The sequence below is a fragment of the Polaribacter sp. Asnod1-A03 genome (genome assembly GCF_045063585.1).
Lineage (GTDB): Bacteria > Bacteroidota > Bacteroidia > Flavobacteriales > Flavobacteriaceae > Polaribacter.
Map to the genome: position 1 here is coordinate 76,154 of NZ_JBEFOE010000009.1, position 24,808 is coordinate 100,961.

Here is a 24,808-nt window from a genome sequence, read left to right on the forward strand (position 1 = left end):
TAAATAAAACACGAACGGCGAAATTCCGAAGGAATTTCCAAAGTGAGCTATAAACAGCAATAAAGTTTATACTGTGTTACCTGCAGTATTACTTTTTAATCCAATTTTTTAAAGATTCTTTCAATTCTTTCTCATTGCAAGATTCAAAATCAGGAATAATTCCATCTTTAAATTTTTTTCCATTATAATTTTTCCAAAATCCAGTTGTTAAATGAAGATAATCTCCATTTTTCATTTTAATACTTGTATTGTTTGAAGTATATCCAAAAGTTTTTGTTCCAAAAAATTTTACATTAGAATTACTCAAAACTGCAATTGCTGTTGCTTCTGCAGAACTTGTTGTCCATTCGTTGATTAATACAGCAACTTTCATTCTTGGGTTTTTTAGAGAATAATTGAAAGGTTTTCCTAAATATTTTTTCGTTTTATTTCTTTTTCCATACAGGATTTCACCATTCACTTTTCTCCAATTGGTTTCTTTTTTTTCTTTAACTGTGTAACCTATATTTCCTTCCTTTAAAAAAGGAGTTAATGAAATTATCATTGGCCACATTTGCCCACCTCCATTATTTCTTAAATCAATTATCCAACATTTTAAATTTTCACTATCATTAGATTTAATATTTTCAATATTCTTATTTATATAAATTTTAGATCTTTCAATTGTTTCTTTTAAACTTGTTTTAGATGAAATAAAGTGGTTTATTTTAATATAACCTGAATTTTCAATTTTAATATCATTTATTTTCTTTCTTTTTCCAAGAAAAGGTTTTGACTCAAAATTTCCAAATATTCTTGTTTTATTATCTATTCTGTAATAAAAAGAGTGACTTTCTCCATTTAAAGTCAATGCTGTTCTAATCGCTGAATCTCTAGAAATAAGGGCATTTGTTAATGTTTTTTTTTCAAAATTTTCCCAGTCAATTGAATCCTTATTTATTGATTTAGACTTAAAATGTTTTATTAGTTCTTTGTAATACTTTAATTCACTTTTTCCTAGTTTTTTTTCTTGTGAAAAAGCACTAATGATTATAAAAAATGTTAGTATGAAAATCGTCTTTCTCATATGTCTCGTCCTGAAATATGGCTACAGGTTAAAATTTATTTTTAAGCTGATAATTTATATACCATATTCGGTGTTTTATAACCTAAAGATAAGTGTAATCTTATTTCGTTGTATAAATTAATTGCATCCTTAAAGAAATTCAATTCCACAATATTCGCACTTTTAGTTGATTTCCAATTTCCAAGTAAGTCAGAATTGATGTTGTTTTTCGAACAACTTTGCAGAAATGTCATTACTAATATGATTCGGATTACTGTTTTCATAAATTATTGCCAACGTGTTTGTGCTATGATTTGTTGCGTAAATTTAGCGAAAAATAATTAATAATTACAGACTTTTGCGTTTACGAGGTTTTTCGCAAGAAAAACTGAAGTAAGCAATGAATTATGCACGGTGTTGCCAAATGCGGGTTTATTTTTTGTCATTCATTTTTCCCTTTTTTCAGAACACAAATTTCCTTTTAATTCAATTTTTTACAACTTAAATTTTTCAGTTTTTTAAATTCCACAAACTTGCTAATTCAGATTTTGAGTAAGAATTCCAAATTTTTCATTCTGAGTAAATTCTCACGTTTAAAAATTCCGAAAACAAAGAAAATTCCCACTAGAATTTTCATTAGCAAGAGACTGTTCAGCATTTTTTATTTTCCATTTTCAACAATTTTAAGCAACAAATTTTTCCAACATTTTACGCGCAAAAAAGATAAAAGTAAAATGCAATTTTAAATAACTGGCACGTTTTTGAGGAATTTCAACCAGTTTTTGGCAACGTGTTTATATATGGTTTGTTGCGTGTTTTATGCACTTAATTTAGTAAATAATTACTGACAAAGAAAATCCGCGAGGATTTTCGTAAGTAGGCAAAAAACTAGCAATAAATTATATATGTTGTTGTGGGTAGTTTTTTATTTTTCTTTCAATCTGTTGATTCATTTCTAAAGCTGATAACTCGATTTCTTTTTCAATTTTCTCCAATCTTTTCAACTTTAGGACCAAGTTCGTGAGTTAGACTAACTTTCCAAACACAATTTGAAATTTCGTCAATTTCCTTTTTCAATTTTTCAAGTTTTTCTTTCATAACATTTTCTTAATTTAATAATGCACCCAAAAAGAGTCCGTTTCTTCTTTATCGTCAACCATTCTAATTCGGATGTCAAATAATTCAGCCAAGATTTTTTCTTTAGTTGAGCTGTCAAACTCTTCAAATTCCAATTCCTCAATATGTTCTGAAATTTTGTCTCCATTATGCCATTTTTCCGCCACAATTTTTTCAATTAGAATGTTTAATTCTGGTGAAGGATTTTCCTTTTCAGATTTATACCAAATAAATTCCTGTCTTTCTTCTGCGTCATTCTCGTCAAAGATTGCAATTCCGCTTATTGAATCAATCGTTTCATTAGTTAATTCAATTTTCTCAACTCCATATAATTTGAGATATGATTTTAAAAAATTCAGTCTTTTAGATTCTTTCATTTCGGTTTTTCCTCAAATTACCCACAACGTTGTTGTGTATTGAATGTTGCGGCTTTGTGAACGAGGAATTTCCAACGGAAATTCAGAAGTTGGCAAAGAAGCAACAGGTTTTAGTTTAGCCAAATATAGCAATATTTAATACACGGTGTTGGCATTAGTATTTATTCGTTCTTTTATTCCTTCTATTGCATTTTTAATATAATATTTATAATCTCTTCCTTTCGCAATTTTTAATTTTTCTTCAAGAATATAAAGTGATTTTTCTGTTCCTAAAGTTCTCAAAGTTGAAGCAATCATTTCCTGCAAATGTTTGTTTTTCTCATTTTGAAAGGAATTTAATAATATTAATTCAATTTCAGGATTTTCAGAATTTTTAAGAGCAACTGCAGCACTTGTCTTCATTCCTATTTTTCCATTTTTCAAAATTTCTATAATTGGTTTCAAATTATATTCAATTGGTTTTTCAGCGTTTCTTATTGACGCAAAAATTGTTTCTTGAATTTCTTCAGGTTCAGATTTTAGATAATTAATTAAATATTCAAAAAGTTCTTTATTTCTTGTGTTTTTTGATAAATGTCCTAAGCAGAAAAAAGATTTTCTTCTTATTTCGGTATTTTTATTTTTGTTTTCAATTATTTTTTTGAGAGTTTGAGCTTGTTCTAAATCAGTTATTTTTTCTGCTTCTCTTGTAGCAAACCAAGAAATCCATTTTCCACTTTCAATTGATTTTTTGTCAAAGTATTTTTTCCAAATGTTATATGGAAAATAATAACTATTATTTGTCATTTCAGACAACAAGTTTTCAACTGGCATTTTTGAAAGCTTTTCTTTTAATTTCTTCTCAAAAGTTTTTTCGATTACGTTCATTTTATATTAATGCCAACGTTGTTGTATAAGGTTAGTTGCGTGTTTTAAGGAACTAATTTACTAAATAAAACACGAACCAAGAAAGTCCGTTTGGACTTTCGTAAATAAGCTAAAACCAGCAATTAATTTTATACGGTGTTATGTGCAGGCTTTTAATCTTCTTTCAGTTCACTACATATTAATCGATATGCGGAATAATATTCAATATCATTGTATATATTCAATTCCATATGTTCTAATTCATTTAATACTATTTTATTTTCAGCACATTTACTTTTTAAACAACCTCCGAAAAATTCAAAGTCCATTGGTGTTCTTTTTGTTGCAATTTTACCAAGTTCATAATGATAAGTTACAGGTCTTTCTTTTTCAAGTGAATTTATTTTAGTTGTTTTCTCAAAGTTTATATTAATAGTTGGAATTCCAATATTTGTTTCTTTAAATTCCTTTTTAGGTTCAAAAAGTTCGATTGCATATTCTTTCTTTTCCTTTAAGCTACTTTTTAAGTCGTAATAGAATTTGTCAATTAAGTTTTGATACCTTTTATGTTCGTCTTTTTTTGCATAAACCTTTTTTAAAGACTCTTGGTCGTAAATAAAATCATATTTAAAAATAGATTCATAAAATATCTTTGAGATGGTAAGAATTTCATCAAAGCTTTTATTGTCTATTAGATTTTCTAAGTTTTCAATTTCTTTTGAAAAATCAAATAGTATTCGTTTTAGTTTGTTGAGTATTTTGTCAAAATATTTGTTCAAAAAATCTTTGTGCCTTTCTATTATTTCCGAAATTGGGAACTCCATAGATTCAAACTTAAAGTTATTGTCTTTGTGATATCTTAAATAGACAATTTTACCTTTTCCTCCATTGTATCCAAATAAGCAGGAAGAAATAATGTCTCCTTTGTATTTCCTGATTGGGTGACCAACTAATTCATTTCTAATATCTCTGTTTATAAAATAGTTAGAATCTTTTTTTAAATCACCTTTATCGATTCCGCATTTAAATATTATTAATGATTCTTCTATAAAATCTTGTTGAACATAAATGCTTTGCAAAAGGCTTATTTGATTTGAAAAACGGTCAGAATTTGATTCCGTTTCTTTATTTTCAAATATTATATCAAATGTATCTTGAAAGTAACCCAATATTGCTCCGAAATAGTTAGTTCTAACATCTGGCGTAAATTTTATTTTTCGTTTGCAAAAATCATATTCCCAAATGAAATGATTCCAAATGTCTGCTATTCGCTCAAGTTTAACTATTACTTCTTCTTTCAATTAGTGTCTTTTTTTTAGCTTGCACATAACGTTGTTGTGTAAGAAAAGTTGCGTATTTAAAGCATTAAAGTTAGTAAATAAAACACGAACCAAGAAAATCCGAGAGGATTTTCGTAAGTAGGCTTTTACCAGCAATTTTTTTTACACGGTGTTGTACACCGTTTTTTTCCTAAAGTTCATTAATTGTTTTTTCAATTTCCATTTGATAAACTTCATCAAATAATGCAACATAACTATCAGAAGTTTTATAACCTTTCGTTACTAAATCTAATGCTATATTCAGGTTTTTACGCCCAACTAATGAGTCATTAATTTCGATTTGAGCTAGACCTTTATAATAAAACGATTCAGCACTTTTATCCCATAACTTAATTGTTCTGTCGTAATATTCAATAGCTTTTTTTTGTTGACCTAATAAATGTAATGTTCTCGCTTTTTGAAAATAAATTTGATGAGAAATCCAGCTTTCATCGTGTTCTTTTAGTTCAGACTTAATTGCGTTATCAAATAATACTAATGCTTTAGAATATTCTCCTAATTCTTTATAGCATAGAGCTTTTGCATAAAGTATATTATCATCTCCGACATAATCAACAAAATCAGGTGTGAAAGAATCATATCTGTTTAAGTGAAATAAAGATTTTTCATAATCTCTATAATAATAAAGTAATAACCAACCATAATAACCATCTACTTCTTTTGGTTCTAATTCAGAAGCTTTGTCCAAATATTCAATTGCCTTATTATAATTACCATTCTTTGTGTTTTGAATTGAAACTACGTGATATTGTGAAGCATTAAAATTCTTGAGTTTTTTTATTGATTTTTCAATCATCTCATTACCTTCTTTATCATATCCAAACCATTGCATTTGTGAACCAATAGCATAATTAATTATGTAATATGGTTTTGGTTTAATTATAATAAAAAGTAAAATTAGTACAAGAATAGTACTTAAAAGTCCAAGTATGATTCGTTTAACCCATTTTATCATTTTGGTAATATTTCTTTAATTTCTCCATTAATTACTTTTATTGCTATAAATTTAAATGAATTAATGTTTTCATTATCATCATTAGTTCCTGGAATCCAATTATTTAATTTTTTCGCTATTGAAACTGTTTGGTTAGTGATAGAATCATTCATAGTTATTGATTCATATTTTAGATTGTAAGTTTCAAGTTCAAAATTCCCAGTTTCTCCCTTACAATTAACATCAAATCTAATTTTTACTATTCCAGAGTTTTGTCCTTTTTTTACGGGAATATATTCTTCCTTATATTTTTGTTTTATAGCAAATAGTCCACCTTCATAATCTAAACCTGTTAGATAATATGGTTTAAGAATACCCATACCACATAAGTCTAATTCTCCAGATTTTCTATTGCAAGAAAAAAATGTTATGATTGTTAAGATGTAAATTAAATTTCTCAATGTTTCTCTCAAATGGTGTACAACGTTGTTGTGTAAGAAAAGTTGCGTATTTAAAGCATTAAAGTTAGTAAATAAAACACGAACCAAGAAAATCCGAGAGGATTTTCGTAAGTAGGCTTTTACCAGCAATTTTTTTTACACGGTGTTGTACACCGTTTTTTTCCTAAAGTTCATTAATTGTTTTTTCAATTTCCATTTGATAAACTTCATCAAATAATGCAACATAACTATCAGAAGTTTTATAACCTTTCGTTACTAAATCTAATGCTATATTCAGGTTTTTACGCCCAACTAATGAGTCATTAATTTCGATTTGAGCTAGACCTTTATAATAAAACGATTCAGCACTTTTATCCCATAACTTAATTGTTCTGTCGTAATATTCAATAGCTTTTTTTTGTTGACCTAATAAATGTAATGTTCTCGCTTTTTGAAAATAAATTTGATGAGAAATCCAGCTTTCATCGTGTTCTTTTAGTTCAGACTTAATTGCGTTATCAAATAATACTAATGCTTTAGAATATTCTCCTAATTCTTTATAGCATAGAGCTTTTGCATAAAGTATATTATCATCTCCGACATAATCAACAAAATCAGGTGTGAAAGAATCATATCTGTTTAAGTGAAATAAAGATTTTTCATAATCTCTATAATAATAAAGTAATAACCAACCATAATAACCATCTACTTCTTTTGGTTCTAATTCAGAAGCTTTGTCCAAATATTCAATTGCCTTATTATAATTACCATTCTTTGTGTTTTGAATTGAAACTACGTGATATTGTGAAGCATTAAAATTCTTGAGTTTTTTTATTGATTTTTCAATCATCTCATTACCTTCTTTATCATATCCAAACCATTGCATTTGTGAACCAATAGCATAATTAATTATGTAATATGGTTTTGGTTTAATTATAATAAAAAGTAAAATTAGTACAAGAATAGTACTTAAAAGTCCAAGTATGATTCGTTTAACCCATTTTATCATTTTGGTAATATTTCTTTAATTTCTCCATTAATTACTTTTATTGCTATAAATTTAAATGAATTAATGTTTTCATTATCATCATTAGTTCCTGGAATCCAATTATTTAATTTTTTCGCTATTGAAACTGTTTGGTTAGTGATAGAATCATTCATAGTTATTGATTCATATTTTAGATTGTAAGTTTCAAGTTCAAAATTCCCAGTTTCTCCCTTACAATTAACATCAAATCTAATTTTTACTATTCCAGAGTTTTGTCCTTTTTTTACGGGAATATATTCTTCCTTATATTTTTGTTTTATAGCAAATAGTCCACCTTCATAATCTAAACCTGTTAGATAATATGGTTTAAGAATACCCATACCACATAAGTCTAATTCTCCAGATTTTCTATTGCAAGAAAAAAATGTTATGATTGTTAAGATGTAAATTAAATTTCTCAATGTTTCTCTCAAATGGTGTACAACGTTTTGTGTATGAGCTGTGGCGTGTCTCGGTACGAACCATTAAAAGTACAAAACTGCGCTGGAATTTCCGAAGGAATATTCCAGATGAGCGATGACCAAGCAATGGCTTATACACGGTGTTACCTGCAGTTTTTTAATTCAGTTATTAATCTATTAAAGTGTTCAAATCTCGATTTAATATCTTGTGAATATTGGCTTGAATTCCATTCTTTATAAATTGGTAAATATTTTTCCACGTCATTTGTTCCGTTTTGCTTATCAGTCCAGTTTAATGCTAATAGCGCACCACTTTGTTCAAATTGCAAATCTTTTCGAGTCAAATAATAGTCAAGATATTTTTTTAAAAAACCAATTGAATTTTCAGTGTTAAAAGAGGCAAGTGCAAAACAATAACCTTCTCCAGCGTAGCAGACTTGACTTTTCAGAAGGTGAATTCCGATAATATTTTCTAATTCAGTATAATTTTGAATTGTTGCAAAGTATGCGCCAACAATTCGGGTTCTCCAATTAAAATTCCCTAATAATTTTTTTGCGATTTCGATATTCAATTCAGATTTGACTTCATTAAAGTCAGAGATAAATTCATTCTTTTTCGGGAATGACATATAAAATGGTAAAACCCATTTATTAATAAATTCCTTATCAATTTTAGTTTCGGACTCGTAATGTTCCAAATTTTCAAATGGACTTTTGTGTCTTACGGTTGCACCTGCGGAATGAAGTTCAATATTTCTCTTTGTTTGTTCGTCCATTGTTGGTTTGTCAAATTGCAGGTAACGTTGATGTATAAGATTAGTTGCGTGTTTTAAGCACTAAAGTTAGCAAATAAATCACAGATAGAAAGTCCGCGAGGACTTTCGTAAATAAGCTAAAACTAGCAATTAATTTTATACGGTGTTGTGTGTAGTACTTTATTTTTCAATAAAATTCAATTCAATAATTTCTTTTTCAAACTCAAATATGAATGTCATTTCTTGACTTGAATTTAAATAGCCAAACCCTTTAATATCTCTATGGATGTATTTGTTTTGCTCACTATAGCTGTAAATATTCTTTTTAGGTTTTTTATATGTTGCAATAATTGAATTGTTTGTTATTATTCCATTTATTGAGTGTTTTTCTTCTCCAATTTCCCAAGATATTTCTATTCTATTATCGTTTTGGGTAATTGTTATAGGTATCTTATTTAAATGCCATTTATTTGAACTTTTAATTTTAATTTTATTTGAAGTAAATATGGCATTACCAAAATGGTTAAAAAACCTATATTTTCTATTTGCTTTTTTTAATATTTTCTCTTCTAATTCCTTTTCCTCTTTTATTTTAGATTTAATCGAAGATACTGCATTAAAAACATTCTCGTGAGGATTTTCAAATTCCTCTGCTTTATTTAAATATTCTTCTGCTTCTTTTACAAACCCAAGATGAATTAATGAATATCCTATATTGGAAGCAGCTAAACTGTTTTTTAATTCGAATGACTTTTTATATTGCTCTATGGATTTAATTCCTAGCCCAAGATTTTTATATGCGACTCCAATATTATTTAAAGCATTTTGGTCTTTAGAGTTAAAGCTCAATAGTTTTTTATATAATAAGAATCCTAAATCTTCTAAATTATCTTCAGTTTCACTATAATTATAAGCTGAATCAAATAATAAATAAGTATTATTTGGTGATAACTCTAAAGCTTTTTGATATGCTACTGATTCCAATAACTTATTGTCAGTTTTTTTGTAGTAATTTGCTAAAGCTCGATATAGAATAGTTTTTGGTTCTTTATCGTTAATAGAATCTATATTTTTAATTATAATCTCTAGAGCTTCTTTTTTATTATCATTATCTAAATGGAATTCTGATATTTTTGAGATGCAATATGATTTTTGTTCATTATCTGTAGTTATTTCTAAAGCTTTATTAGCTAACTCAATTGCTTTTTTATAGTTGTTAGCTTCTTTATAAATTAAACTTAAATAATAAAGTCCAACCGATTTTTGTTCATTATCATTTTCTATAGCTGACGTATGATTTTCTAATTCAGTAAATGCAGAAGTATCGCCATAAGAATGTCTCCAATAATAATTTCGTATTATTTCTTCTTTTCTTTTCTTCGAGTTAGTTTCTGCCTTTAGTATTTTATCAAAAAAATCTTTTGCTTCATTAAATTTTCTTTCGGATAACGCTTCGTGGTATAAAATATGAAGATTGTTTTCTTTTTTTATTTCAGGAATTTCTTCATTGTCATCTTCTAATGATTCTCCTTTAGATTTTTCTTTCTCTTTATTAATTGTTTCATTCTCTTCTTTATTTTCTTTTCTATGAAGTTCAAATTCCGTTTGTCCTCTTTTTACTCTAACTTGTGTAAAGTTGCTGACAAATGACCAGATAGTTTTCCATTTTACTATAAAGATAATTATGAAAAAAACTACTAAAAGAAATTTCCACTGACTTCCGATAGTTTTAATTAATTCAATTGTATTTTTGTCCATTTAAATATCTAATTTTGTTTCTATCGGTATTACACACAACGGTTTTGTGTATAACTTAGTTGCGTGGTTTAGCGACTAAGTTAGCAAAAATTGACCGAACCCGAGAAAATTCCAGCGGAATTTTCGTAAGTAATCTAAAAAAAGCAATTAATTATACACGTTGTTAGCTTTTAGTGCTTTTTTGTTCGTTTAGTAATTTATTCCGAATTTATGTTTTTTCGATAATTTTCGTTTTCAAAGTTTGAGTAAATTCCGCAGTTTTCGATTCCGTAAACTTGCTCAAATTCCGCAATATTTAAATTCAGATTAGAGTAAGCAATTCCGCAACTTTCTAAATTCCGATTGCGTGAGATTTCGAGTTTCCAATTCAGTTTAAGATTCCGCAAACAAGCTAAAAAATCAAGCGTAATTCAATTCAGAGTTTGAGTGAGCAATTCCGCTGTTGTATTTCATTCCACATTTGAGTGATAATTCCGAAAATTTTTGAAATTCGACACACAGTTTTTCTAATTTATCTTATTTAAAATTCTAAAAAAAAATCGAAAAATAAACCAGGCTTTTTTCAAACCGCAAACTTGCTCCAGCATTAAAGCTAACGTGTTTATATATGGTTTGTTGCGTGGTTTAAGCAACTAATTTAGTAAATAATTACAGACAAAGAAAATCCGCGAGGATTTTCGAAAGTAGGCAAGAAGCCAGCAATAAATTATATATGTTGTTGTGCGTTCGTTTTTATTTTTCGTTCAGTTTGTTTATTGTTTCCAAAAACCAATCTTCATTAACTTTTTTCAATTTTTTATTCTCTATGATTTTCTTTTCCAACAATGGAATGAAATCTTTATCATTTAATACTTCTATAGATTCTAAAATCAGCGAACCATTTTCGTCAATGTTTTCAAGTTCGGTTTTTAAAACATCTTTTATTTTTTTGTCTTTCCTTTTTGTTAAGCCTGAAATAGCTTCTAATCTTGTAATTTGGTCTTTGTCTGAAACTCTATTCCATAATGCAATTCTGATTTCTTCGCTATCGTTGTCAAGTTGTGTTCCAATTCCAAAAGTTGCCCAATTTCTGGTGTCAGAATCTTTGTCATTAGATAATTCAATTAAAGTTTTTATTGCACTCTCATTTTCCAAACAAGAAAGCGCAAGAGCTAATTCAAACCTTACATTTACAAACTTGTGATTTTTGTATTCTATTAATTTTAATATCTGTTTCTCACTTAAATTCTCATTATTATGACTTATTGAAGATAAAATTGCTGAAATTACTTTTGGTGATTTCTCTTTTTCTAATAATTCAAAATATAAATCTACTGTTTTTTTTTGCTGAAACCTTGGGTCAAAACCTAATTGAGCTAAAACATAAATTCCAATAATTTGTTCTTTTTCAATTTTAGAGTTAGCAAGTTTGAACGCTCTATTATAAACTTCTTTATTCGGTCTTTTTCTTAATTCTCGGACATTCTCCCAAAATGTTTTTTGCGTTTTATTATTCAGCAGTCGAGTGAATATTTTTTCAGATGTCCATTTTTTTCGACTCATTTTTCTTTTTTCGAGAGTGTTGCTTAAATGACGCACAACGGTTTTGGCTAGGCTTAGTGCGGGAAGAAAATCGCCAAGATTTTCGAACACGGACTAAGCTGAAGCTTTTTGTTTGGTTTTGTTTCTTTGGTTTTCACAAAGCCAAATCAACAAGATTTGGCGACTTAGTAAATATACACAAAACTTTGAGAAAGCACAGAACCCGCATTAAGTTTAGCCGGTGTTGTAGTACGTTTTATTAGAATTTATTGATTTCGGATATTAAATATTTTTCAAACTTACTTACACCTTTTCTGATCTTAAAGAATAGTATTATATATAGAATTAAAATTATTAGTATTGGGAGAATAAAATTTGCTACCAATATATTCCATAAAACAAATGACATAACTAAAGTCCAAACAATAATAAACCAATTCCAACCAATAATTTTTATTTTTAGGCTTGTTTTATTTTTAGAATCTTTCATTACTCCACAAGCACTTGCAAATGTACTTTCAGAAAACAATTGACGACTTTTCCTCAACCAAAATTTTTCAGAATTTACATTCCCATAGAATTCTTTTCTATCATTGTCTAAAACATCTAAAAAGATTAATCCATTAGGTTTTACTTTTTGTTTTAAACATTTAATAAATTCAGATTTTTCTATTTCAATTGTTAAATTAATTTTCTTTATTAACCCCAAAAACTCTAAAAAACTTTTCATTTTAATTTATGTTTTATTCAGTGAATTCTTAAAGGATTGTTCAATGTTTTCAATTCTAGTTTTAATAATTAACTGATTTATCCAGTAATTTGTTATCATTAAAATCATAGATATAATTATTCTTGTATTTATTCCAGCATTATTTGCCCAGAAAAATATATAAGTACTTATTCCTATTAGAAAACATTTAAATATTACAGAATCTAAATTAATTTTCCATTCACTTGAATTAAATTCACCACTAATTGTAGGTTTAAATCTCGGATAATTAGTTTTAATTAAATCTTTAAACTGAATTTTCTCTTCATTAGTAACTTTCAGATTATTATTCTTTAAAATGTAGATGAATATGTCTCTATTTGATTCAGTTATTTGAATATTTAATTTTCATTTAATGTACTACAACGGTTTTGGCTAGGATTAGTACGGGAAGAAAAGAAGCAGAGCCTTTTCGAACACGGACTAAGCCGAAGCCTTTTTTTTGGTTTTATTTTTCTTATTACAAAGCCAAATCAAAAAGGATTTGGCGACTTAGTAAATATACACAAAACTTTGAGAAAGCATTAAAACCCGTATTAATTTTAGCCGGTGTTGGCCAAAGTTTAATGCTAATTTATTTTAATAAAAATTTGTCTCGGTCAATCTTATATTCTTTTGTAATACCATCTAAATCTTCAAAGAATTTTTCAAATGAAGCAGTCATATTATCTTCTTTGTTTTCATCTATAAACTCTGATAATAAATTTAATAAAGGTTTCATTTCCGTTTGTTCTAATTCTATCAACTTATCTATACAAGAATCTGAGGTGATTAATGATAACTCATTATCCTTATCTTCAACCATTTTATTATAATTCACAATAGCAATTGAAGGGTCAAAAGTATCTATTAGAGAAGTATAAAACTCTGTAAATCCAGGGACAAAATCTTTTTCGTAAATTTTTTCAAATGAGGTTACAATTAGTTTAAAAGGACTTTCTTTAAATGGATTTAATGATTTTAATAAACTTGCACTATTACAAACAGCAAAGAAAACACATAGTTTGTTTTTGTACATTATGTTAATTGGTCTTAAAGATTCCAATAATTCTTTCCATGAATATTTTTCTCCACTAATAAATTGTAAACCATAATCGTTTCCATGCATATCAAAATGAAAAAAACAGTATTTCTTTTCTTTTAAAATTGATTCAATTACCTCAAAATGTTTTTTAACAAACTCTTCTTTATTTGAAATATGGAAATACTTCTGTTTTATGTTTTCATTTGTAAATAGTTTATACTTAATAGTTCCTTCACTTAGTTCTTTAGCAGTACTTTCTTTTTTTACAATTGAATCATATATTACAATTTCATACATTTTTTTCTATTTTGGCCAACGTTGTTGTATAAGATTAGTTGCGTGATTTATGCACTAAAGTTAGCAAATAAATCACAAATAGAAAGTCCACGAGGACTTTCGTAAGTAGGCTAGAACCAGCAATTAATTTTATACGGTGTTGTGCGGTCGTGCTTTTTTCTCATTTTCTTTTTTCTTTCAATAATTCTAGAATTGGAGCATTTTCAATGTTTTTAGGAATGATTGGTTTGTCATCTTCGGTAATTACCACACTTTCAGGGTCATGAATTCCAATCTCCCAAGCATTAATAAATTTCAATTTGGTTTTAAGTATTCCTAATTCAGGAAATGGTTTTACATTAAAATTTTCATCAAAATGAGCAGGAATTAATAAGTACTTATTAAAATATTTAAATCCATTCATAAGATTATCTAGATTGGTACTGTTTGTAGGTTCCATTCTATGAAATCGAGAAGATAAAGTAACAAAACCACCATTTTTAATTTGATTTTTTTTAATATTCTTACTTACTAAAACTTTATACCAATATGGTTTATCTTTTCTAATTCCTTTAATTATTGTTATAGAAATTGTTTCCTCTTTATCAATTTGACCGTATTCCTTTATCCAATTTTCAAATATTTTTTTTCCTGCCTCTTCATTTTCAAAAGTTAACATAATCCCAAATGGGTTTGGTTGTGGCATTGCCACAAAACCAAAAGCTCTCCATGTAGCTTTGTCCCATAAATAAGTATCAATTATTGTTTCTGCTGTCATGTTTTTATGAGTTACAGAATTGAAATCTGGTTTTCCTTTGTTATTTTCATCTTTTTCCAAATTAGATTTTGAAAATGATATAGGATTTGAAATTCTTTTTAAAGGAAAGTTTGTATTGCTTTCTTTTACCCAATTTTTTAAAAAGAATTTTGGGTCTGAAGTTAAGGTGTTTGTTAAGAAATTTTTATGTTCAACTATTAAAGTTAACCTTTCATGAACTTCATCATTTTTGTATAAATTCTCAAAAAACTCTTTATAGTCTTTAAACATGTAGTTACTTCCAATAATTAAAGGTATAAGTTCGTCCATTAATTCAGGAATATCTTTTGAAGTATACTCATAATTTTGATTAATGAATAAGTCAAATAAATTTTTACTCTCATGTTTTATTTCAAAAAAATTATCTAATTTCTCATATTTAATATTTAATGTGATTTTTTCAGATAATGGAAACGCATCTTCAAAAGCAGTTGCTAAAAATGATTCCAAATAAGCAAAAATAGTTTCTCCTAAAATTAAAAGCTGTATATCATCTTTTGAATTAATGATAAATTTTATTCCTAGTATTCTAGTGTAAGAGGTTATCTTATTTTTATTTAAAAAATTAGTCTCAAAAGCCATTTGTTCTACAAAAGGTTGGTTTGCTAATTTATTATAGAATTCTTTGAAGTTTTCTTTTGTATATGAAGGACTTCTAGACTCGTTAATTTCTATTAAATCTTCATATCCCAATAAATATAAAACAGAATCAGCACTTAGCCAAAGTTCATTTTTAGTTAAAATATCTGATAAATCTGATAATTCTTTGAAATTTTCAAAGTCAGTATTTAATAACCTTGTAGAAAGACAACCATCTATAATGTTTTCAATAGACATTTCTTCATTTTCTAAATTTATTTCTGATTCGAAATAATATTTTATGACGTTAAATAATTCATACCAACTTAGTAATATAGGAATACGACCAAGTATAACTTCATTTTTTAAAATTTGTTCAATACTGTTATATAATCTTCGATTAATTGTACCCGTAGTAAAGAATTCATTTATATAAAGGTTAATTGCAGAAATAACACAATTATTAGCAGCCCAATGTAAACCTAAATTCGAATAAGCTTCACTTAATAACATTAAGCAAAAATAAAATTCGTCTTGTGTTTCTTCTTTAGCTAGCTTTCTTACAGCTTTTCCAAAGAAGACTAAACTTTCTTTATTTAAATCGTTCTTTAATTTAGTACTTCCTCTATTCAAATAAATTTTAGCAGAAGCTAATTCAGAGACTCTGGTTGATTCTAAATCTGCAAGAACATCAATTAACTTGTCAAACTCTTTATCGTTTGGTAAAAGTTCGCTATAAATATCAATTGTGCCTTTTAATTGTTCAAATGGTATATCTAAATGGTGTTGACTTATTTGAAAATAGTTTTGCAAATTTATAACCTCCTTTGATACTAATCTTTCATCATTTAGTTGGTTTGAAATATTTATAATACTAATATAGAATTTACATAGTAATGCCGTTGAGAGTTTGTTTTTATTTTTACTGCATTCCTTTAGTAATTTTAAAAACTCAACTTCCTCACTAGAGAAGTTAATATTGACGTAATCTTTTACTTCATTAATTTTAGAAATTGTTTTTAATAAATTATAAAGATTTAAATGTAATTCAAGATTGTTTAGATTTGGTTCTTTATTTACAAGTGTTTTAAATTCAATATATTCCTCATAAAAATTATTATAATCGTCATACCAATTCAAATACGTCCAGGCTAATTGATAATGGATTCTTATTTTTTGCTGAATACTACTTAATTTATTTACAAACCTTTTCGCTCTTTCGAATTTTCCGACAACTTCTGTCTTTGGCAATTCTAACATTCTAGATAAGATGGCGCTTTCTAAACAATCTTCTACCAATTGAAAGTCAACTTCGAAAGTTCTTTCTGAGTTATTTATTGTTTCTTCAATTTTAGATAATTTTTCTATTCTTATAGAGTCATTTACACCTATTTTTTTTTCTTCTAAATGTACCGATGATAGGTTTAAACTTTCAATTACATCATTTAGTAGGTTGTTACTATAAACTTTTTCAATTATCCATTCAGCATCAAGTATAATCAATTCAATTCCATGTCTTTCATTAATCAAGTCTTGAGTATCTTTTTTATCCTTGCTACGAATCTTTTGATTTGAAAAAAAATAAGCTTTTGTGTAACCTCTTTTTGTTTCAATTATTTTTTTTACATCTGATTTAACTTTTGGTTTCCAGTCTTTTTTAGCACTTATAGCAAAAGCCCAATTCTCATTTTCGTTCCACTTATTATTACTTATAAACCATCTATCAGAAATATAACTAGAAACTGGATATGTTTCTGAATCTGTTTTCCCATCTCCACCACCTGTTGGTCCAACTTGTGGGATTAAATTAGGAGTAATTAATTTTTCAGCTAATCTGCGACAAAGGTTTTCAAAACTATCATGTTTTTGGTTCGTAGAGATTTGACTTATTTCGAAAGCCAATTGCTCTTTAGTTAATAGAACTTTAGATTCTGTTTTAGAATCTGAAAAAAAATCTGGTCTTCTATTTCTATAAAATTGTGAAGGAGTTGGAAATTTTTCTTTTTTGTTCATATTTGTACATGAGTGAGTTGCATGCCGCACAACGTGTTTGTATATGGTTTGTTGCGTGGTTTAAGCAACTAATTTAGTGAATAATTACCGACCAAGAAAGTCCGCGAGGACTTTCGTAAGTAGGCGAGAAGCCAGCAATAAATTATATACGGTGTTAGCCAATCGTCTTTTATCGATATTTGTCAATTACAAAAGATAAATTCGTGGTTTGTTTCATAATTCTATATTCATTTGAAAGTTCAGTCCAAGCTAAAACTTCGTAAATAAATATCCAAAATCTATCAAAATCATATTTTAGTTTTCTTGCAAGCTTTCTATACTCAACTAATCGGTTTCCTAATTTCTTTTCATACAAATAGGCGAGAAGTAAAAATATTGCATCTTCTGATTTCTCTGCATCTGTTCTCAAGTTAGTAACTATTCCATCAAGCTCAAAATCATATTTTAAAGCCCAAAAAAGTGTATATGAATTAGCTTCGTAAAATCTTTTTTTCGTTCCGTAACGATATATGTTTTCGGAAATCTTTTTTATCTCACTTTTTGCAATATTATGAGGCTCAAAAACATATTCATCTAAAAGGTGAATTAGATAAGGGAATAATAAAACAAGATGATGTATTTGATTTATGAAATATTTCTTGGCATTTATTCCGATATGCTTTTTAGCAATAATCTTAATAGCATAATTTAGAATTGCACTATCCTTATTTTCGTCTAAAAATAGTTGTACTACAAAATCGAGAAAAGATTTTAACTCTTTTAATCTCAAAGATTCTTTACCGTTTGTTTGGTATGTGTTTAGGAATGAATAATTATTTAATTTATTTACCCAATTTTTTACACTTGCCAATGGAAGAGGAATAATTTCAGATTTTTTATCGTTTAGTTTTAATTCATATTTTTTTAGTTCTTCTGACAAATCAACTATAAAATTTTCCGCTTCTTCGAAAGAAGCTACGTAGCAGGAAAAATCATCGATATATCTTATATAATTGTAACCTTTATCAACCAAAGCTTTGTCAACTTTTGCAAGAATAATTTCGGATAATAAATTAGAAACGTGAGGTCCTATTAAAACTCCATTTGTTTCTCCAAATTTTACATTTCTTGTATAAAAGTCTAATTGATTAAACCATAAAGCTTTATTTCTATTCGGTCTTAGTTTGCAAAAGTTTTTACCTTTTAATGCCCAAGGTATAGAATGGCTGTATATACTTGGAAAAAAATTTGAAATGTCAGCATTGACCAAATATTTGCTTGTGATTAGAAGCTCTTGCTCTGGCGAATCGTCTTTCTCATAATTCTTATAATTCATTTCAAATAAAGCACAGTTATCATCCATTTTTCTAAGATGAATACGACTTACTTTATGTGTCTGGTTTCTTGTCTCAAATTGAAAGAATTTTTGTATTCTATTCCATTCTTGGGATACAGAATAACATAAATTAGTATACGCAAATGGTTCAGGTATCGCCATTGGTCGAGGAACATTAATATTCCTCATACTTGAATAACGAACATAGTCTTTATCTTTAACCGTTGTAATTGGTAAAGCTAAAGTTTTTGTGTAGCTAAGAAATTCAACACTGGTTAAGAATTTAGGGATTTTTTCAGCAAACATTCCGCAACCAATTAGTCCATCGTAAATTTCGTTTGCTGTAATTTCTTCTGTATAGTCTGAATATGTCACGGTGTTTTTTAGATGTTGGCTAACGTTGTTGTATAAGCTTTGTTGCGTTGTTTAAGCAGTGAATTTAGTAAATAAAGCACGAACGGCGAAATTCCGAAGGAATTTCCCAAGTGAGCCAAAACTAGCAATAAAGTTTATACGGTGTTGGCACCAGTTATTTATTCATTCTTGTAATTCACTATTTTATCTACTGAAATTCCTTTTCCGTATTTTTCTATTGTTGTAAAAAATTCAAGTGAATTAAAAATTGGTTTTATATTTTTCTCATTTTCAGGGTGAATAATTTTATAATCATTTTCGTTTTCAAAATATTCTCCTAATTTTTCAATTATTGTTTCATATTTTATTAAACCACTTTCTTCTTTTGTTCGAAATAACTTTTTTATTCTTTTTTGAATTAAAACAAAATCTACTTTTGGCAATACAAACGGAATATGTTCAGGCCAAACGCATAAAGTTTCTACGTTTTCAGTTCCTTTTTTATTCACGTAGAAAATATTCGGGACAAAATATTCTTCTGTTAATTTTTCTTGAAGTTCGTTTTTATTGTAACAGAATTTCCAACAATAATTGGATTTTTCCAATTCCAAATAATTCAGTTCCCATTCTTTAAAATAGGATTTACTGATTTTTTCATTTGATGTTAACCAACTTTTTAATAAATCTCCTTTTTTATATTTTATAGGTTCTCCCTCTGCTTGTGGATCAAGAACAAAAAGGTCAAATTTTTCTATTAATTTATCTACTAATTCAAAACTTTCAATTCCGAAAAAGTCTGGTCTTACATAATTTATATTAAAACATAAATTAGTGTCTTTTAAATCTCCAAAGTCATTTTCTTCTTCATTTTCACTTTCTTCTGGTTCATAAGTTTCAAATAAACAAAAAACTCCTGTAGTTTCGTTTTCATAAACTATTTGGTCTTCTGTTTTACTTTCCAACATTGGAATAGTATTTAAGAATTCAACCATTTCAGAAGCAGTTACGTTATTGTTTCCTTTTTTGTAAAAGTTTAAATCAAAACTCATTCAGTTCGTGTTTTTAATTGGTGCCAACGTTGTTGTATATGGTTTGTTGCGTGTTTCAAGCAACTAATTTAGTAAATAATTACGGACAAAGAAAGTCCGCGAGGACTTTCGCAAGTAGGCAAGAAGCCAGCAATAAATTATATACGGTGTTGTAAAATCGTACTTTATTCACTCTGTTTATTTTTCACAAAATTTATGTGCCAAATCAGCCTTTTATAAGAACCATTATCTAAAGCTCTTTGACCTGTCAACATACTTGTAAAGAAAAAAGCGTTATTCTTATAAACATAAGTTCCAAAATCTTCGTTCCACACAAAATCATATCCAATCCAATGAACGCTTTTATTGATAGGTTTTTCCGTATGATATTGTCCTAATAATTTTCTCGCTAAAGTGTTATTAACGACAAATATTCTCGGTTTGTTTTCGTCAATTAATTCGTCAAGTACAATTTTAGAAATCATACATTGCTTATAAATAAAATCTTTTCCTCGTTCCGTTTTTAATAATCCAGCAACTTTCTTTTGATTGGTTTCTCGATTATAAAGTAAATCCATATGTCCCCAATTCATTCCAGTTTTTTCGGCAACATCAAAGAATTTTTTGAAATAGCGATAATCAACGTTAACATCATAAGTCAGTTTATGAAATTCGCAGTTTATATCATTTTTTTCAATTAGCCTTTCTTTAACTTTATCAGTCATTGATGGATTAATTCCGATAAAAATTAGTCCATCATTTGGAATTTCTGCAATCGAATTTGGTGAAAATTGACAATATTCCTCATTTTCAAATTCTCTCCAAAGAGCGTTTATTTTTTCTTTTACTAAAAGTTCAATGTTAATCACAGTATTTTTGGGGTATGTTTTACAACGGTTTTGTGTATGGTTAGTTGCATGTTTAAGCAACTAATTTAGTAAACAAAAACGAACGCAAGAAAATTCCGAAGGAATTTTCCAAATAAGCAACGACCAAAGCAATTAATTATACACGGTGTTGTAACTAGTACTTTATTTTTTCAGTTTTCCAATTTTCGTTAATCGGCTCCATTTTTCCAATATTTCCAAAGTCAAATGTAATTCCTCCATCTTTTTCCTCTCCGATTTTCAAACAAACTATCATCAGGAATATTTCATTTATACTTTCTTGGTCAGTCGTGATTATTCTAATTTTGTCGTGATAAAAAACTTCTACAAGGGATTCGTCTAGTTCCGCAATTTGATTTCCGTTCTTAAAAATCGATTTTTTTCGGCCTTTATGAAGTTTAATCTGAAACTCGTTTTGCTCAATTTTCATTTCATAAATTGAGTGCCACTTATTTTTCGCTTTCAGTTCAATGTGTTTTTCGTTTTCGCTTTTAATAGAATAAGTCATATTCCATTTCCATAAACTGAATTTTCGTTTAATTGAATAAATCAGTTTTTCATTCCGATTAAAAATTTCCGCTTTATATTTTCCAAATAACATTGACCAATTTCCATACAATATTATTCGGCTATCTCCTTTTTTTGATAGCTCAAATCTATTGTCAAATTGTTCAATTATAAATTCCATTTTGGGTCTGCTTGGGTATTAGTTACAACGTTTATGTATAAGAATAGTTGCGGGTTTGTATGCGAGGAATTTCCGAAGGAAATTCAGACGTTACAAACACGTAACGACCTTTGATTAAGTACTTAACCGCAATTATTTTTATACGGTGTTGGCAACAGTTTTTATTATTCAGATTACAGTATGTCGTTTAAATCTTGTCTTCCGACAATTGCCATTATTTCAACAACGTCATTATTTATTTTATAGTAAATACTATCTATTCCGCAAACACATCTTCTGTAGTCTTTTTTTATATAATCAACTGACTCGAATGAAAAAGGCCTTTGGGAAATAATTTCAAAATATTTAAAGAATGATTCAAAATATTTATCCGCTTGAGTCATTCCAAATTTTTTAACTCCATAGTGATGGATTCGGATTAAGTCATTTTTAGCTTCGTTACTTAATCGATATTTAGCCATTCAGTAAAGTTTTTGATTGAGCTAAAATTTCATTTTTTGATTCGCTTGTAAATCCGCTATTTTCAGCTTTTTCCAATTTAGTTCGAATCCAATCAATTTCGACTTGTTGTTTTCTAGCTTGTCTAATTAAATCGTTTACTAATTCGCTTTTGCTTGAATATTCTTTTCCATTGACTTGTGCTTTCAGCCATTCGTCGTTAGGTTCTGTAAATGATATACTTTGTCTTGACATAATTAAATTGTTTGGTGTAAATATACATCAATTTAGAATCATCTCCAAATTGTTGCCAACGTTGTTGTATAAGATTAGTTGCGTGATTTAAGCACTAAAGTTAGCAAATAAATCACAGATAGAAAGTCCGCGAGGACTTTCGTAAACTGGCTAAAACCAGCAATTAATTTTATACGGTGTTAGCAACTGGCTTTTATTCTTTCCGAAATTCGGTCATATTCTTTTTCTCCGAGTTCCGATATGATTTTCTCTTTATTTGACTCAAAAATATTCTTAAAATTTAGAAATACAGTTGAGTTTTTATTCCAAAATTCAGTTGGTATTTTTGAAACAGAATCTAACAAATCTCCCGCATATAAATCTCCTTCTATAACTATATTCTGTTCAAGTTTTTCTAATGCTATTCCAATTAAAAATTCAATTCCTATTTTTTGAGAAATCAGAAGCCTTATTTGTTCAACACTTAATTTCGATATTTTAATTTTTCTGTATTCAAAACATCTTTTAATCAGATTGGTCGGAAATTCAGATTCCTCTTTCCAATAATCATTTTCCAGCTCTTCAATCGATTTTGAATTAGTCCTCATTCCAAACTTTATTAAATTCTAATTCGGTTATTTCAAATTCAGAGAATTCGTCTAAATCTAATTCTTGGTCTCCAAGTCCGCCAAAGTCATCTTCCATTTTTGTTTGGTCATATTTCAATATTTTTCCGCTTGCATAAACTTCCATTTGTTTGGTCGGAAGTCCAGAATTATCGGTTTCAAAGTACCAAATAGATTTTCCCCAATCATCAAATTCATCTCCACGTGATTCTTCCCAATTTCGTTTGTAGTACTTCATTGTCTTGGTTGGTTCAGCTTGTTGCTAACGGTCTTGTATATGGCTCGTAGCGTGCAAATTAGCTATTTCCTTTCGGTTGAGCACAAGCCAGATTTTTAAATTTTACTATTTATCTTTTTTATTGGTAATCGTCAAATTTAAAAATTTGGCGACTTTCCAAATATGCCTTAACTTCGTTTAAGCAACTGACAAGCTATGAGCTATATACGTTGTTGTGCGTTCGTTTTTATTCAATTACTTTTTCCATAAAATCATTAACAAAAGGACTCAAGTGATTGTCTAAATATTTTTGAAGTCCATCTTTAGTTACAAAATCAACTAGATATTTGTCCTTATATTTTTTAGAATCAATATCTCTTGTAAATGAAACGAATTCAGTTTCAATAAGTTCATTCGTTGAATTATGTGATTCGATTGCGTAAATTTCAGAGTTCAAAACAACTAAAGGGAAGTAGATAAAGTAATTATTCCATTCTCCATTTAGCATTTTTCGGTCTTTATCTTTATAATACTCAAGACATTTAATTAATGGAAATAATAAACTGTCATAAATTCCATCGTGAAATGCATTCCAATTTTTCCCTTTTCGAACAATTTTACAGAACTGAACAGCTTTACTTTCAGATTTACTAAATGGAAAAACTTTGTCAAGTCCAAAATGTCGAAATGCAGGAATAACATAATAACTATTCGGTTTGTCTTTTATAGGCTCGTTAAACTCCTTTTTTGGAAATAAAAAATTTGGCGGGCAATACGATTTATCAATTGCGCTTTTATTCCTTTTTATAAATACAAATGGATTTTTATTTTTTTTACACTCACACATTATTGTAATTCCAACAGACACTTTTTTTCTTCATTCCAATAAATTCGTTTATATGCAAGAACATCTATTTCTCTTGAGATTTCTTCATCTTTATCTTTAAAAGCAGCGTTTGTTTTAATATGGAATCCATTTTTCTCTAAAATCGAACCTATTTCTTGTTCAAATAAATATCCTGATGCATTAACTGCACTTAATATTTCATCTTTATTTGGTTTGTCCATAGAGCTTGGTTTAAATGTCTCGTCCTGAAATATGGCTACAGGTTAAAATTTATTTTTAAGCTGATAATTTATATACCATATTCGGTGTTTTATAACCTAAAGATAAGTGTAATCTTATTTCGTTGTATAAATTAATTGCATTTTTTGCAGCTCTCTTTGCGTGAGCTTTGTTATCAAAGGTTTGGTCGAGATAAAACTCATCTTTTAGAATTCCATTTATGCGTTCTGCCATAGCATTTTCGTAACAATGATTTTCTTCAGTCATACTAATATTTATCTTTTTTCTTTTAAGTATTTGTGTATATACATTGCTACAATATTGTATTCCTCTGTCCGAATGATGAACAAGTTGTTTAATGTTTTTAGCTTGATAAATGGCTTTGTTTAAAGCTCTTACACAACCTTTTAATTCTAGGCTGTCACTAAGGTCGTAACCAACGATTTTCCTGGAATGCATGTCAGTTATTAAGGCTAAGTAACAAAAACCTTTTACTGTTCTAATATAAGTTATATCACTAACCCAAACTTGATTAGCTCTAGTAACCTCTAAGTCTTTTATGATGTTATTATACTTATAAAAACGATGATACGAGTTAGTAGTTCTAGCACTTGTTTTCTTTCTAAGAGTTAGCATTTGGTGTTTTCTAAGGACATTAAACAAAGTGTCTCTACCCACCTTAATATTGGCTTTAGTAAAATTTACATCTAATGATTTCACAAGTTTTCTCACACCTTCTCTAGGAAGGGATTTACGTCTTTTACTAACAATTTCAATAATCTGTTGTTCTAGTTTTAAACGATTATCAGCTCTAGATTTGTATTTATAATACGCATCACGTTTAAGTCCAAAACAATGAGTTATAGTGGTTAAAGAGGCAAATCCCTTAGATTTTT

24 protein-coding genes and 1 pseudogene are annotated in these 24,808 nt (G+C 28.0%); all 25 read right to left on the minus strand.

All coding sequences use genetic code 11. The features are described from left to right. Window positions 1-88: 88 nt before the first annotated feature. Window positions 89-1,066, minus strand: a complete 978-nt coding sequence (locus ACJJVY_RS00685; protein ID WP_405604118.1) for a S41 family peptidase — start codon at window positions 1,064-1,066, stop codon at window positions 89-91. Window positions 1,067-2,157: 1,091 nt separating this feature from the next. Next, window positions 2,158-2,538, minus strand: a complete 381-nt coding sequence (locus ACJJVY_RS00690) for a hypothetical protein (RefSeq protein ID WP_405604120.1) — start codon at window positions 2,536-2,538, stop codon at window positions 2,158-2,160. Between the two features lie 135 nt (window positions 2,539-2,673). Beyond that, a complete protein-coding gene (locus tag ACJJVY_RS00695) occupies window positions 2,674-3,405 on the minus strand; it encodes a HEAT repeat domain-containing protein (protein WP_405604122.1) in 732 nt (243 codons plus the stop codon). A 152-nt stretch (window positions 3,406-3,557) separates the two neighbouring features. Then, a complete protein-coding gene (locus tag ACJJVY_RS00700) occupies window positions 3,558-4,685 on the minus strand; it encodes a hypothetical protein (RefSeq protein WP_405604124.1) in 1,128 nt (375 codons plus the stop codon). A 169-nt stretch (window positions 4,686-4,854) separates the two neighbouring features. After that, entirely contained in the window at window positions 4,855-5,679 is an 825-nt protein-coding gene (locus ACJJVY_RS00705; protein ID WP_405604126.1) for a tetratricopeptide repeat protein, read from the minus strand. Next, window positions 5,676-6,119 carry a hypothetical protein gene (locus tag ACJJVY_RS00710; RefSeq protein ID WP_405604128.1) on the minus strand — a complete coding sequence of 148 codons (444 nt, stop codon included), beginning with the start codon at window positions 6,117-6,119 and terminating at the stop codon, window positions 5,676-5,678. The genes ACJJVY_RS00705 and ACJJVY_RS00710 overlap by 4 nt, the downstream gene beginning before the upstream one ends. A 163-nt stretch (window positions 6,120-6,282) precedes the next feature. Then, window positions 6,283-7,107, minus strand: coding sequence for a tetratricopeptide repeat protein (locus ACJJVY_RS00715; protein ID WP_405604126.1), 825 nt, complete (start codon window positions 7,105-7,107; stop codon window positions 6,283-6,285). Next, entirely contained in the window at window positions 7,104-7,547 is a 444-nt protein-coding gene (locus ACJJVY_RS00720; RefSeq protein ID WP_405604128.1) for a hypothetical protein, read from the minus strand. Before ACJJVY_RS00720 ends, ACJJVY_RS00715 begins: the two co-directional genes overlap by 4 nt. Window positions 7,548-7,690: 143 nt before the next feature. Beyond that, window positions 7,691-8,323: a DUF6000 family protein gene (locus tag ACJJVY_RS00725; protein WP_405604130.1), complete on the minus strand. Its 633-nt coding sequence runs from the start codon at window positions 8,321-8,323 to the stop codon at window positions 7,691-7,693. Window positions 8,324-8,482: 159 nt separating this feature from the next. Continuing rightward, window positions 8,483-10,060, minus strand: coding sequence for a tetratricopeptide repeat protein (locus tag ACJJVY_RS00730; RefSeq protein ID WP_405604132.1), 1,578 nt, complete (start codon window positions 10,058-10,060; stop codon window positions 8,483-8,485). A 732-nt stretch (window positions 10,061-10,792) separates the two neighbouring features. Further along, entirely contained in the window at window positions 10,793-11,692 is a 900-nt protein-coding gene (locus ACJJVY_RS00735; protein WP_405604134.1) for a hypothetical protein, read from the minus strand. Between the two features lie 148 nt (window positions 11,693-11,840). Then, window positions 11,841-12,311: a hypothetical protein gene (locus tag ACJJVY_RS00740; RefSeq protein ID WP_405604136.1), complete on the minus strand. Its 471-nt coding sequence runs from the start codon at window positions 12,309-12,311 to the stop codon at window positions 11,841-11,843. A 613-nt stretch (window positions 12,312-12,924) separates the two neighbouring features. Next, window positions 12,925-13,671, minus strand: coding sequence for a hypothetical protein (locus ACJJVY_RS00745; protein ID WP_405604138.1), 747 nt, complete (start codon window positions 13,669-13,671; stop codon window positions 12,925-12,927). A gap of 160 nt (window positions 13,672-13,831) precedes the next feature. Further along, the gene (locus tag ACJJVY_RS00750) at window positions 13,832-17,059 is read right to left on the minus strand and encodes a hypothetical protein (protein WP_405604140.1); all 3,228 of its coding nucleotides are present in this window, start codon (window positions 17,057-17,059) and stop codon (window positions 13,832-13,834) included. Window positions 17,060-17,228: 169 nt separating this feature from the next. Further along, window positions 17,229-18,749 carry an RNA-directed DNA polymerase gene (locus ACJJVY_RS00755; RefSeq protein ID WP_405604142.1) on the minus strand — a complete coding sequence of 507 codons (1,521 nt, stop codon included), beginning with the start codon at window positions 18,747-18,749 and terminating at the stop codon, window positions 17,229-17,231. Between the two features lie 158 nt (window positions 18,750-18,907). Next, window positions 18,908-19,777: a hypothetical protein gene (locus ACJJVY_RS00760; protein WP_405604144.1), complete on the minus strand. Its 870-nt coding sequence runs from the start codon at window positions 19,775-19,777 to the stop codon at window positions 18,908-18,910. 164 nt (window positions 19,778-19,941) lie between these two features. Next, complete coding sequence (locus ACJJVY_RS00765) at window positions 19,942-20,625, minus strand: hypothetical protein (RefSeq protein ID WP_405604146.1); 684 nt, start codon at window positions 20,623-20,625, stop codon at window positions 19,942-19,944. Window positions 20,626-20,779: 154 nt separating this feature from the next. Continuing rightward, window positions 20,780-21,331, minus strand: a complete 552-nt coding sequence (locus ACJJVY_RS00770; protein ID WP_405604148.1) for a hypothetical protein — start codon at window positions 21,329-21,331, stop codon at window positions 20,780-20,782. Between the two features lie 173 nt (window positions 21,332-21,504). Then, window positions 21,505-21,792, minus strand: a complete 288-nt coding sequence (locus ACJJVY_RS00775) for a type II toxin-antitoxin system RelE/ParE family toxin (protein WP_179340053.1) — start codon at window positions 21,790-21,792, stop codon at window positions 21,505-21,507. Continuing rightward, window positions 21,785-22,024, minus strand: a complete 240-nt coding sequence (locus ACJJVY_RS00780) for a type II toxin-antitoxin system ParD family antitoxin (protein WP_405377745.1) — start codon at window positions 22,022-22,024, stop codon at window positions 21,785-21,787. Before ACJJVY_RS00780 ends, ACJJVY_RS00775 begins: the two co-directional genes overlap by 8 nt. Window positions 22,025-22,203: 179 nt before the next feature. Next, window positions 22,204-22,611, minus strand: coding sequence for a contact-dependent growth inhibition system immunity protein (locus ACJJVY_RS00785; RefSeq protein ID WP_173589699.1), 408 nt, complete (start codon window positions 22,609-22,611; stop codon window positions 22,204-22,206). Continuing rightward, window positions 22,601-22,867, minus strand: coding sequence for a hypothetical protein (locus tag ACJJVY_RS00790; RefSeq protein WP_173589700.1), 267 nt, complete (start codon window positions 22,865-22,867; stop codon window positions 22,601-22,603). The genes ACJJVY_RS00785 and ACJJVY_RS00790 overlap by 11 nt, the downstream gene beginning before the upstream one ends. Before the next feature lie 226 nt (window positions 22,868-23,093). Further along, window positions 23,094-23,714, minus strand: coding sequence for a hypothetical protein (locus tag ACJJVY_RS00795; protein ID WP_405604152.1), 621 nt, complete (start codon window positions 23,712-23,714; stop codon window positions 23,094-23,096). Beyond that, entirely contained in the window at window positions 23,693-23,914 is a 222-nt protein-coding gene (locus ACJJVY_RS00800) for a hypothetical protein (protein ID WP_405604154.1), read from the minus strand. Before ACJJVY_RS00800 ends, ACJJVY_RS00795 begins: the two co-directional genes overlap by 22 nt. A gap of 55 nt (window positions 23,915-23,969) precedes the next feature. Then, window positions 23,970-24,800, minus strand: a pseudogene (locus ACJJVY_RS00805) (IS3 family transposase); the annotation flags it as partial. Between the last annotated feature and the right edge of the window lie 8 nt (window positions 24,801-24,808).